Annotated in this window: 9 protein-coding genes; 4 read left to right on the top strand and 5 right to left on the bottom strand. The window is 72.3% G+C overall.

Translation table 11 applies throughout. The annotated features are described in order from the left end of the window. The first annotated feature begins 137 nt into the window (after positions 1–137). A complete protein-coding gene (locus tag ACFVFQ_RS35410) occupies positions 138–770 on the top strand; it encodes a TetR/AcrR family transcriptional regulator (protein WP_383424233.1) in 633 nt (210 codons plus the stop codon). 127 nt (positions 771–897) lie between these two features. On the opposite strand, the gene ACFVFQ_RS35405 is transcribed toward ACFVFQ_RS35410, so the two are convergent. Next, positions 898–2,118 carry an acyltransferase family protein gene (locus ACFVFQ_RS35405; protein WP_383424231.1) on the bottom strand — a complete coding sequence of 407 codons (1,221 nt, stop codon included), beginning with the start codon at positions 2,116–2,118 and terminating at the stop codon, positions 898–900. Continuing rightward, on the bottom strand, positions 2,115–4,478 hold the full coding sequence (locus ACFVFQ_RS35400; protein ID WP_383424229.1) for a glycosyltransferase: 2,364 nt from the start codon (positions 4,476–4,478) through the stop codon (positions 2,115–2,117). The genes ACFVFQ_RS35405 and ACFVFQ_RS35400 overlap by 4 nt, the downstream gene beginning before the upstream one ends. A 908-nt stretch (positions 4,479–5,386) precedes the next feature. On the opposite strand from ACFVFQ_RS35400, the gene ACFVFQ_RS35395 reads away from it, so the two are divergent. Further along, the gene (locus ACFVFQ_RS35395) at positions 5,387–6,022 is read left to right on the top strand and encodes a transcriptional regulator (protein ID WP_383424239.1); all 636 of its coding nucleotides are present in this window, start codon (positions 5,387–5,389) and stop codon (positions 6,020–6,022) included. Between the two features lie 41 nt (positions 6,023–6,063). On the opposite strand, the gene ACFVFQ_RS35390 is transcribed toward ACFVFQ_RS35395, so the two are convergent. Continuing rightward, a complete protein-coding gene (locus ACFVFQ_RS35390) occupies positions 6,064–7,575 on the bottom strand; it encodes a nucleobase:cation symporter-2 family protein (RefSeq protein WP_383424227.1) in 1,512 nt (503 codons plus the stop codon). A 396-nt stretch (positions 7,576–7,971) separates the two neighbouring features. Between ACFVFQ_RS35390 and ACFVFQ_RS35385 the strand changes: the two genes are divergently transcribed. Next, on the top strand, positions 7,972–8,430 hold the full coding sequence (locus ACFVFQ_RS35385; RefSeq protein ID WP_383424225.1) for a cupin domain-containing protein: 459 nt from the start codon (positions 7,972–7,974) through the stop codon (positions 8,428–8,430). Between the two features lie 34 nt (positions 8,431–8,464). Here the strand turns inward: ACFVFQ_RS35385 and ACFVFQ_RS35380 are convergent, their stop codons facing one another. Continuing rightward, positions 8,465–9,790, bottom strand: coding sequence for a streptophobe family protein (locus tag ACFVFQ_RS35380; RefSeq protein ID WP_383424223.1), 1,326 nt, complete (start codon positions 9,788–9,790; stop codon positions 8,465–8,467). 263 nt (positions 9,791–10,053) lie between these two features. Here ACFVFQ_RS35380 and ACFVFQ_RS35375 point away from each other — a divergent pair, with 263 nt between their 5' ends. Then, positions 10,054–11,229: an Ig-like domain-containing protein gene (locus ACFVFQ_RS35375; RefSeq protein ID WP_383424220.1), complete on the top strand. Its 1,176-nt coding sequence runs from the start codon at positions 10,054–10,056 to the stop codon at positions 11,227–11,229. 97 nt (positions 11,230–11,326) lie between these two features. Here ACFVFQ_RS35375 and ACFVFQ_RS35370 read toward each other — a convergent pair whose 3' ends face one another. After that, complete coding sequence (locus ACFVFQ_RS35370) at positions 11,327–11,899, bottom strand: hypothetical protein (RefSeq protein ID WP_383424218.1); 573 nt, start codon at positions 11,897–11,899, stop codon at positions 11,327–11,329. Between the last annotated feature and the right edge of the window lie 17 nt (positions 11,900–11,916).

Here is an 11,916-nt window from a genome sequence, read left to right as displayed (position 1 = left end):
ACCGACTCGCTTCACCCGAACGAGACATGGTCCAGCACCGTCCGAAAACCCCCAGCTCATCCGCATAGAGACACGGCAGAAGTGCCAGAGAAAGCAGCTGCCAGGGCCGGGCGTATCGGCGTCGGAGGAATCCGCCGGTGCCACCCCCTGCGGTGCAAAGCGCGGAGGCGGGCGCGCCCGGGGCCGCGGCGGCGGCGAAGCGGCGGCGGATCATCGAGGCGGTGTGGCGGATCGCGGCCGAGCGCGGGCTGCACGCGGCGAGCATCCGGGAGGTGGCGGCGGAGGCCGGGGTGTCGGTGCGGGCGGTGCAGTACCACTTCGCGGACAAGCACCGGCTGTTGGTGGACGCGCTGCGGCAACTGCACGAGGAGAACGAGCGGATCGCGCGGGCCCGGATCCGCTTCGATCCGGCGGGGCCGCGGGCGCTGCTGCGGGACGTGTTGGACGAGTTCCTGCCGTTGGACGCCCAACGGGCCGCGGCGCTACGGGTGTTCGCGGCGTACTACGCGCGCAGCCTGACCGATCCGGCGCTGGCGCGGGTGTTCCTGCCCGGGGAGCATCCGCTGGAGGAGTTGGTGGCGTCGCTGCTCGGCATGGCGCGGGACGACGGGCGACTGGCACCGGGGGTGGACCTGCGCCTGGAGGCCGATCTGCTGGTGGCCGCGGCGGTGGGGCTGGGCGGCGATGTGCTGCACGGGCGGCGGTCGTTGGCCCAGGTGCGGCGGGCGTTGGATTACCGGCTGGGGACGCTCTTCACCGAGGGGGCGTAGGTCCTGTCGTCACACTCCCGTCTGCCGTCCGGCGCCCGGCCCGCCCTTCGGGCGGATGACGGGAGCTTGACGACAGGACCTAGGGGCCGCGCCGCGGGCACGGCGCGGCCCCGGCGTATCCGTCAACTCACCGCAGGCCCGGCTCCGGGTAGAAGTCCCGCGGCCGCCCCTGGGCGTCCTTGAGACGGCCCAACAGGCTGGCCGGGTATTCGACGAGCCAGTAGCTGGCGGTGGCCACGAGCAGCGCGGCGGCCAGGACGATCAGCAGAGCCCAGGGGAAGCCGGCCGCGCCCAGAGGCAGCAGCCCGACGTTGTGCAGCACGAGCATGACCGGCTCGTGCCAGATGAACAGACTGTAGCTGATCAGCCCGACCGTGGTGAGCCAACGGGCCGTCAGGAAGCGGTTCCAGAAGGTCCGTTGGCGGATATGGAGGGTGCTGAAGAGGAGCAGCAGCCACAGCGCGGAGGCGATGGGGTGGTAGTAGGTGAAGGTGAAGCCCTCGGCGTCGGACTGGAGGGAGAGGCCGAGCAGGCCGGCCAGGGCGAGGGCGGTGAGGGAGAGCGCGGCGCGCGGGGTGAGGCGGGCCCGGTCACCGAGGGCGGCCAGGGTCACCGCCAGCATCATGCCGGCCGCGAAGCCGCCGAAGCGGGCCTGCGGTCCGAAGTAGGCGACCCAGTCGGTGTGCGGGATGTCCAGGGCGTAGTGCGCGACGGTGATCCAGGCCATCGGCCCGGCGAAGAGGGCCAGGCAGCCGGTCACGCAGAGCGCCACCCGGCTGCCGCGGCGGCGCAGTCGTCGGCAGGCGCGGACGGCGAGCGGACCGAGGCCGACCAGGACGAAGTAGAAGAACACCTCCAGGGAGAGCGACCAGGTGGGGCCGAGGGTGTAGAAGATCCGTTCCTGGTCGAAGACGTGGGTGAAGGTGAGGTGCTCGAAGAGGTCCTGCCAGTTGCCGGGCAGGGTGGGGTTGCGGGTGGCCCAGACCACCAGCACGGCCAGGACGTAGAGCGGCAGGATGCGGATGGCCCGGCGGAAGAGGAAGGCGCGGGCCGGGCGGGTGGAGCCGCCGTCGATCGCGGCGCGCGCGTAGGAGAGGGTCAGCAGGAACGCCGACAGGACGAAGAAGAGGTCGATGACTTCGAGGGAGAGGACGGCGTTGAGGAGCGGGTTGTCGACGGGCGGGTGGGTGCCCCCGGCGTCGTAGGCGCTGTACTGCTGCCAGACGTGGAAGGCGACGGTGCTCAGGGCCGCGATGCCGCGGAAGCCGTCGATGTCGCCGGCGGGGCGGCGGCGGGTGGTGCTCCTGCGGGTGGGCGCCGGGGCGGGCGGGGCGGTGACCGTGGTCATCGGCGGGCCACCGCCTTGGCGGCCTGGGCGCGAGGGGTGACGCGCCACTGCCGGTCGCCGAGGGCCTCCTTGAGGTGGGCCTGACGGGCGACCATGTTCTTGAAGTGGCTGTAGAAGACGGTCGACACCAGCAGGTAGGACCAGAACCAGCGGCGGCGGGCGCGGAGTTCGGGGACGGCCAGGCGCCAGGCGAAGAGGGCCTGGACGGGGCCGGCGCCGAGGGTGAGCAGCAGGGCGAGGACGCAGACCGGGACGGCCCAGTTGAGGTGGTCGATGCCGCCGGCCTTCCAGGACGCGTAGAGCAGGATCGGCAGGATCTGGAGGGTGAGCCAGGGTTGGATCTCGCGCCAGCCCAACAGGACGAGCAGGCCGAACTTTTGACGTGCCGTCAGGACCGGTGAACGCAGGCCGCGCCAGAGGTGCTTGAGGGAGACCTGGAGCCAGCCCTGGGCCCAGCGGGAGCGTTGGTTCCACAGGGCGGTGAGGGTGGTGGGGGCGAGCTCACGGGAGAGCAGGGTGCGGTCGACGGCGAACCGCGAACCGCGGGTCAGGGCGCGGAGAGTGGAGTCGATGTCCTCGGTGAGCATGGAGCCGTGCATCCGGGTGCGGGCGAGGAGGTCGGTGCGCCAGAAGCCGTTGGAGCCGCCGAAGACGCCGAAGTCGTGGAGCCGGGTGCGGCCGGGGTGGCTGACCGCGTAGATCGCCTCGAACTCGACGGCGACGAGCCTGGCGATGCGGGAGCTGTCGCCGTTGCGGATGACGCAGTGACCCTGGACGACGTCGTAGCCGTTGGAGAGCCAGTGCCAGGCGTCGCGGAAGGCGTGCGGGGCGGGGTGGTGGTCGGCGTCGAAGATGCCGACGAACTCGCCGCGGACGCGGCTGACAGCGGCGTTGACGTTCTGCGCCTTGGAGGTGCTGCCGGCGACCGGCAGCAGGACCAGCCGGGGGTCGCGGGCGGCGATCTCGCGGAGGGTGTCCTCGATGGGCAGGGGGTGCGGGGTGTTGTAGGCCAGGACGATCTCCAGGCCGCCGGGATAGTCCTGGCGCAGGAACGATTCGACGGTCTCGACGATGGTGGCGGCCTCGTTGGGGAGGTACGCGGCGATCACGGCGCTGGCCGGCGGGTAGGGCGCGCCGGGGCGTTCCGGGCGGGCCGGGGCGTCGAGCGCGTAGAGGCATTCGAGGATGATCAGCAGCGCGGAGAGCACCAGTCCGGCGACCACCACCCAGTACATGGCCGAGCCGAGGTCCCAACCGGCCTGGTACGCCTGCTGGTAGAGGGCGAACGGCACGCCGATGCCCAGGAGCAGCGCCAGCACCGGGGAGGTGGCCGAGAGCGCGGGGCGAAGCAACGCGCGTAGCGGGGGCCGGCGATGGCGGTTCGGGGTCTCGCGCATCCAGGGGGCGTAGCGGACCGGGCGCAGGTCGCGGTGGCGGAGCGCCTCGCGGGCCGCGTCGCGGGCCTGGTCCGTGGCCTCGGCGGCGTCGGTGACGTGGGTGAGCGGGAGCCAGCCGATGGCGGGGGTGAGGCGGACGTTCTCGTCGGCGACGACGAAGCGGGTGCCGGCGGCGGTGGTGGCGAGGGCGTCCAGGCTGCGCAGGGCGGCCTCCTCGTCGACGCCGGGGAGCAGCATCAGCAGGTGGCCTTCGTCGTCGCGGCCGAGGCGGTCGCAGACGCCGCCGAGCCGTTCGGCGACGCCGGCCAGGCGTTCGGCGACCTCGCGGCGGATGCGGGGGCCGAACCGGTCCTCCAGCGCGGCGAGTTCGGCGACGCCGATGACGGCGAGGACGCCGCCGTGTCGGGCGGCTCCGGGGCGCTTGAGCTCGCGGTCGAGCTCGTCGAGGAAGTGCGGACCGGAGTAGAGGCCGGTGCGGGGGTCGCGGAGCAACTGCTCCACGGGGACGGGGACGCGGCGGAGCTTGGCCTCGATGCGGGCGGAGAGTTCATCCGGATCGGAGACCTCGGGTATGCAGTCGTCGGCGCCCTGGCGCAGCAGGTCGGCGACGCCGGCGGGGTCGGGGGCGCCGGTCACCATCAGGAGCGGCAGGGCCCGGCCGGCGGGGACGGTGCGGACCTCGCGGATGACGTCGGCGGCGTGCCGGGCGTCGGGTTCGTCGAGGGCGACGACGGCGTCCGGAGGTGTCTGGCGGACGCGGGGACCGACCTCGCCGGGTGGGGCGTGGCTGACGTCGTGCCCGGTGGTGCGGAGGGTGTGGGCGAGGCGTTCCAGACGGGGGCCTGGGGTGCCGACGACCAGGACGTGGCCGGCGGGGTGGGTGGCGGGTGGGGTGGGGTGGTCCGTTCCGCCGAGCAGGGCGGTGGATGCGCCCTGGGAGTCTGCAGGGTGCGAAGTGAGCACCTGGCGTGGTCCTTTCTTGACTGCGGGGCACGCGGAGGCCGGCGCGCGGTGGCCGGCACGCGGCGCCCCTCGGGCCGGCGGGGCCGTCCGGTCACATGGCGTGGAGACCGGGGGCGTTGGCGGTCCGTGGGGCGTCGGTCCCGGGGGCCGTGCGCGGGCAGGGCGGAGCAACCGCCCTGGTGCGGCGGCGAGTTGGGGTGCCGTGGGCCGGCTGGTCAGGCCGGCGGCTCCGGGTGCGCGCGGGGTGGGGGCGGTGGCAATCAGGCGGGGGTTGGGCGGCGGTCGCGTGGGGCGGGCCGCATCACCGCGCGTTGATTGTCAGATGCATGACAGTCTGAGCTGCGCCAGCGTGCGTCTTCTCGCGGCGGAACGGATGGCGGCACGGCGGAGCGCGGCCTCGGTGGGCGCGACCGGAACGGCGAACTGCGGGCACCGGACCGCACGGTGGCGGTCGAGCGTGTATCGCATAGGTGAGGGTCCCATCCTGATCGGATTGTGGGGGGAGGACCGAATGTCAGGTGTACACCGACCGGCCCCGCTCGGCAAGGCCCGTCGGCTCCCGCCAGCCTCCGTGATCACTGTGACACCGCACCTTCATCCACGTAACACCTTCATTACGTCCTGCCGCCGAGCGGGGTTCGACGGGCGCTACCGCCCGGTAGGTGCCGGTCCATCGGCTATACCCGGTACGGGAGTTCTGACCTGGAGGTTCGCATCTCTCTCCGGTCTGTTAATCTGCCCGCCCCTGGATGTTCCTCCATGCCGGCTCCCTTCCTCATCCCCCAGCACCCCCTCCTCGCCGGGTGCAGCGAGGTGTCGCGTACGTGAACAGCGTTCCGTTCTCCCCCGTTCAGGCCCGATCCGCGCGGGCCCGGGTGGGCCTGACCACGCTTCAGGTCGCCCAGTCCATGGCGGCGTGCGGTGCGCCGGTGCACCCCGAGGCGATCGAGGCGTGGGAGTACGGCTCCCTGACGCCCACCGAACCCCAACTCTTCGCGCTGGCCAATGTGTTGTGGTGCCCACCGGCGGTGCTGATGGGGGTGCAGCCGCGGTCGCTGGCCGAGCACCGGATGGCCAAGCAGGTGAGCGTGGGGCGGCTGGCGCAGTGGGTGGGGATGGACCCGGACGCGTACCGGGCCGCGGAGGCGGCCAACCAGTGGCACGGCGACTACCGGCAGACCAAGGCGCTGGTGGAGGCGTTGGGGCTGTCGCTGCGCGAACTGATCGGCGTGATGGGGCGGATGGAGGAGTTGGCCGGGCATCTGCGGGCGGCCATCGAGGGCCGCTGGAAGTCGCACCTCGCCCCGATCGCCGAGATCACCACGTTGAACCGGACGCGGGTGAGCGATGCGCTGCGCACCATGCACGGCGAGTTCGCGGACTTCTCCGAGCGGTACATGGGGCATGTGGTGGGGCGCAGCGGCGACGCCCGGCTGAAGGAGATCGCGGCCGAGCGGTCGGCGTATCTGCGGCGGCTGGTCGACCACTTCTGGGAGCTGATCGGGGAGGCGGGCGAGGCGCCGCCGTTCAACTCGGTGCGCTGAGGCGGCGGGACGGTGGTTGTGTCCGCCGTCCCGCCGTCGGGTCAGTACGCGCCCGGGGCGGGCCCGGCGGACGCCGGCCCGGTCGGCGCGTGCGCATCGCCGGCCTCGAAGCCGCCCCCGGCCCGGAGCCCGTCCCCGCCCTCGGCGCCTCCCCCGTCCTCGTCCTCGGTGAACTCGTCCCAGTCGATCTCCAGCGACCTGCGGCGGGTGAAGACGTTGAAGAGGAGGTTCAGCGCGATCGCGGTCAGGCCGCCGAGGGTGATGCCGCTGTCGAGCACCGCCCGGACGCCCTGCGGCATCCGCTCGAAGAACGGCGCGACCGCGGTGGGCAGGAACGCGGCGCCCAAACTGACCGCCAGGATCAGGGCGTTGCGCTCCTCGCGCAGGTCCACCTTGCCGAGGATCTGGATGCCGACCGCGGCGACCATGCCGAACATGGACAGCGCCGCGCCGCCGAGCACCGGGTGCGGGATCGCGGCGACCACCGAGCCGGCCTTGGGCAACAGTCCCAGCACGATCATGAAGCCGCCGGCCGCGACCACCACGAACCGGCTCATCACCTTCGACATCCGCACCAGGCCGATGTTCTCGGCGAACGCCACATAGGGAAAGGAGTTGAAGATCCCGCCGAGGACGGTGGCGACGCCGTCGGCGCGCAGCGCCCGGGCGACGGTGTCATTGCCGACCGGCTTTCCGGTGATCTCGCCGATGGCGTAGACGTCGCCGGTGGTCTCCACCATCGTGATCAGCATGACGACGACCATCGCGAGGATCGGGAACGGCTCGAACTTGGGCATTCCGTAATGGAACGGCGTGCTGACGCCGAACCAGTCCGCGTTCCCCACCGCGCCGAAATCGGCGTCGCCGAGCAGCCAGGCGACGGCGGTGCCGCCGACCAGTCCGAGCAACACCGCGACGCTGCTCAGCAGCGGCTTTCCGATCCGCACCAGCACGAGAATGAACAGCAGGGTACCCAGCGCGTATCCGAGGTTCTTCAGGTCGCCGAATTCCGGCTTGCCCATCAACTGGGCGCCACCGGCCGCGTCCTGGAGCGCCTGCGGAATGAGGGTCAGGCCGATGATGGTGAGGATCGTGCCGATCACCACCGGCGGGAAATACTTCACCAACTTGCTGAAGAACGGGGCGAAAAGGAACGTGGCGATACCGGCGGTGATCACCGCGCCGTAGACCACCAACAGCCCGGCGGTGCCGCCACCGGCGCCCAGCCCGATGGCGATCATCGGGGAGACCGCGGTGAAGGTGACGCCCTGGACGAGCGGCAGCCGGGCGCCTATCTTCCAGATGCCGAACGCCTGGATGACGGAGGCGATTCCGCAGGTGAAGAGGTCGGCATTGATGAGGTAGACGAGTTGCTCGCGGGACAGCCCGAGGGCGTTGCCGAGCATGATCGGGACGATGACCGCGGCGGCGTAGAAGGCAAGGACGTGCTGGAATCCGTAGAGGGCGAGTTTCCCGAACGGGAGGACGGTATCGACCGGATGGGACCGCTGCCGGGGAATGTGCTGGGGGGATTGTCGCGCGAGTCGTGCCATCTCTGCCTTGCCTTCACGAGGTAGGTGAATAAGAAGGAACCCGGGCCCTGGTCGGGGCGCTCACCCTAGTTGACCTAGGCAGTTCCGCGCGAGTAACCGGCGTTCCGGGAAAGGAAATGCACGGTACGCTCGGAAATATGGCCGAGCGGCCGGAAGCGACCGGCGCGCCCGAATTCCCGGCCGAATGCGGCGGATTGGGCGGGCGGCCGGCCGCGAGCGCGAAGGGGCCCACCATGAGCGCGCCGGGACGCCACCCTCCGGTCGGCGCCGCCGGACCCGCGGACCAATTGCCAGTACGGCAACGGAAGTTGTCGGTACCGCGGCGCGGCCGGAGGGTGGAGCCAGTCCGGGCCCGCTCCACGACCGGGGCCCAAGATCCCTACCGGAGGCCGCGCCATGACCACCCACCCGCACCACACGACCACACCGCACGCCGGCGCCGACGCGCCGCCGAACAACCGCGTCCACCACGTCCCTTCCGGCGAGCTCGACGGCCACACCGCGCTCAGCGGCAGCACCGTCGGCTCGCGGCGGCTCTGGATGGGCCGGGTGGAGAACCCGCCGCTCAGCGCGACGGACAACCACCACCACGGCGCGTCGGAGGCGGGCATCTACGTCGTCAGTGGGCACCCCGTCTTCGTCTACCACGACGGCACGCAGGAGGTGCGGATCGCCGCCGGGCCCGGCGACTTCCTGCTCGTGCCGCCGTTCGTCCCGCACCGGGAGGAGAACCCCGACCCGGAGGAGCCGGTGGTCGTGGTGATCGCCCGCACCACCCAGGAGCCGATCAAGGTGTCCGTGCCCGAGCTGTACCAACTCACCGAGAGCGAGCACCGCGAGGCGCCGGTGCGCTGAGCGTCAGCGGGCGCCGTACGACGTTCCGCGGACCTCAACGGCCCGGCGGCGGCGCCCGGTAGGCGTCCCGGACCTCTCCGGGGTGCCGGGCCCGACGCGCCGCCAGGGCGCCGACGAACCCGGTGACCAACCCCCAGGCCGCGCCCACCGCCACCAGCCGCCCTAGCTGCGGCACCAGGGTGACCGAGTCGCCCAGGTCCCCGCCGAGGTCGCCGACGCCGATCAGGGAGAGGCCGTAGTGCGCGTCGATCCGGGTCAGCAGCCCGACGGCGAGCAGGGTGAGCGCGAGCGCCACCGCCATCTCCAGGGCGTGCCGCCAGGCGGGCGTCCGGGCCGGGGCGCGGACCGCCGCGATGTACGCGGCGCCGAGCAGCACCACCGCGGCCACCGCCACCAGCCACCAGTACCGCCCGTCCTGGGCGCCGAGCGAGCCGAGGTCGAGGGTGCGCTCCTCGCGGCCGCGCAGCACCTGCTCCAACACGTGCGGCAGCGGCAGCCCGAGGGCCGCGTCGACGTGCCCGGTCCAGGCGCCGCCGGTGCCGATGCCCAGCGCGAGCCAGGCCAGGTTCGGCAGCCCGAGCAGGAGCGCCGCGAGCGTCCGCGCCGGGTCACCGCGGGTGATCAACTCGACGATGCCGACGACCAGTCCGAGCGCGACGTAGACCAGCAGCGTCAGCACCATCGCGAAGGCTGGCGGGCGGACGGAGTCCTGGAAGCGGAGCAGCCGGGGGGAGAGCGGGGCCTTACGGGAGACGAGGAAGGTCAGTACCAGGACGGCGAGCAGCCACAGCAGCCCGTAGCCGAGGGTGGCCGGGATGTCGGCGCGGAAGCCGACGGTCGGGGTGGTGCCGAGGAGGGCGCCGATCCGGTCGGCGATCTCGTTGCCGACGCTGATGGTGAAGCTGTGCCGGGCGGCGAGCGCCAGCAGGAGCAGCAGGACCAGCCAGCACACCGCCGTCCGCACGATCCGGGCCAGCAGTTCGCCGGCCGGGGCGAGCGCGCGGTGGCGCAGCGGCCGCAGGAAGACGGCGGCGGTGACCAGGGCGCCGGCCAGGGTCACCGACAGCGGTACGGCGTCGACGGCGGCGTGCGCCTGCGCGATCACCCCGGCGTTGCCGGTCGCGTCGAGCGAGCCGCCGGCCGCGGCGACGACGACGGCCGCGACCACCGCGGGGAACGCGCCGCCCGGCAGCCCGGCCGCACCCGCCGCCCACAGGCCGAGCGCGGCGATCAGCACCATGGTGAGCAGGCCCGCCACGGCGGTGCCGAGGGCGTCCGCCCAGCCGCGGAGGGCGGACGGGGCGCCGTGCGGTGTCGGGTTCCGGGGGCCGGCCGCAGCCGGGCCGCGCAACTGGCTCACGCTGTCTCCTGCGGGACGCGGGGCCGAAGTGCCCTCCAGACCACGGTACGCACCAGGGCCGCACGGGAGCATGCCGAAGGGCCGGCCGGGCCGGGAGGAGGGTGCCGATGGCGCGTTCCCGACGTAGCCGCACTTCGATATCGAACTGTGTCCTAATAAACCGATGCACCGCACAACCTCTGAAGCGGACAAAACGTCTACGTCAGCGCGGCGGATGCCACGGGCTCCGCCGCTGTCCGTTGCTCAGCTTTGGAGGGACCCTCGTGCACGCCGGAACACGTCGCCATACCGCCCGGTTGATACCCGCCGCGCTCGCCGCGGGGCTACTGCTGACCGCGTGTGGGAACGGCGCCGACTCCTCCAGAGCGGCGGAGCCGGCGGCCAAGGTGACCGTCACCCCGGCCGGCGGCAGCACCGCCGCGAAACTGGGCTCGCCGATATCCGTCAAGGCCGACGGGGGCAAGCTGACCGCGGTCAACGTCAAGGACGACAAGGGGGCCAAGGTTCCCGGCAAGTTGGCCGCCGACGGCGGGTCCTGGACGTCCGACGGCAAGGTCCGGCCGAAGACCACCTACACCGTGCAGACCGAGGCGAAGTCGACCGGCGGCAAGGAGTCCAAGGCCACCGCGACCTTCACCACCGAGCAGCCCGACAAGGTCAACAAGCTCACCAACACCCCGGGGAACGGCCAGACGGTCGGCACCGGCATGCCGGTCTCGATCAAGTTCGACCACAAGGTGGCGAAGGACAAGCGCGCCGAGGTCGAGAAGGCGCTGACGGTCACCAGCCAGCCGAAGGTGGAGGGTGCCTGGGGCTGGGTGAAGGACTGGGACGGCAAGGACCGGATCGACTGGCGGCCCAAGGACCTCTGGCCGAGCGGCACCAAGGTCTCCGTGCGGGGCGCGCTGGGCGGGATAGATTCCGGCGACGGCCGCTACTTCGCGCGCGACTACGACTTCGACTTCACGATAGGCCCCGACCACAAGGCCATCATCGACGTGCCCTCGCACAGCATGACCCTGTACGAGAACGGCAAGGCGGTCGACACCATCAAGGGCTCGGCGGGCTCCCCGGAGGCCCCCACCCGTAACGGCATCCACACCGTCCGCAGCAAGAACGCCTCCGAGACCATGGACTCCGCCACCATCGGCTACGGCAACCAGTGGATGCTGGACTCGAAGTGGGTCACCCACCTCACCGCGTCCGGCACCTTCCTGCACTCCGCGCCCTGGAACAAGTCCATCGGCGTGGTCAACAACAGCCACGGTTGCTTCGGCATGACGACCTCGGACGCGAAGAAGGCGTACGACTTCCTGCCCATCGGCTCCACCGTCGAGGTCAAGGGCTCCAGCAGCACCGCGAAGACCGACGTCGGCAACGGCCTGGAGGTCTGGCAGGAGAACTGGCAGCAGTGGCAGCAGCGGAGCGCCCTGAAGTAGCGCCCGCGGGCCCGCGCCACGATCCGCGGCCCATGCCCAACGCCCCCGGCCCGGTGACGAGTTGCTCGTCACCGGGCCGGGGGCGTTGGCGGCGCGGTCAGTGGCTGCCGCTGGGGCTGGCGCCGGGCGCCGGCTTGGTGATCCGGTCACCGGAGGGGGCGAGGACGTACCACTTCCCGCCGTGGTCGTCCGCGCCCTGCCCCTTGGCGTCGCCGGGCCGCTTGTCCCGGACGAAGTAGTAGAGCGGGTGCCCGTCGTAGGTGACCTCCCGGCCGCCGTCCCGACGGGTGAGCGTCCCCAGCAGCTCCTTCTTCACCCCGGCACCGGCCGTCGGCGCCCCGCTCACCAGCACCGGCGGCCAGCGCTCGGCGCAGCCGCCGTAACAGGTCGACTCCCGCTCCCCGTCCGCCTCGAAGAGGTAGAGGGTGCGGCCCTGTCCGTCGACGAGGAGGGTGCCGAGCGGCCCGGAGCGGGCGTGCACCGCGACCGGGCCGGGCGGCGGGGTGCTCGGCGCGGCGCTGGCGGTGACCGGTCCGGTGGCCGACGGCGTCTGGGTCCGCGAAGGGGCCGTCCCGCCGCCCTGGTTGGCGCATCCGCCGAGCACCGCGGCGACCAGGGCGGCGACGGCCGCGACACCGGCGGGGCCGGCCGCGCTGACGGGGTTCCTCATCGCACGTCTCCTTCGGC

The organism is Streptomyces sp. NPDC057743, assembly GCF_042798755.1.
Classification (GTDB): Bacteria; Actinomycetota; Actinomycetes; order Streptomycetales; family Streptomycetaceae; genus Streptomyces.
The sequence above is the reverse complement of the archived record's forward strand: the minus strand, read 5'-3'. Positions and strand labels throughout refer to the sequence as shown.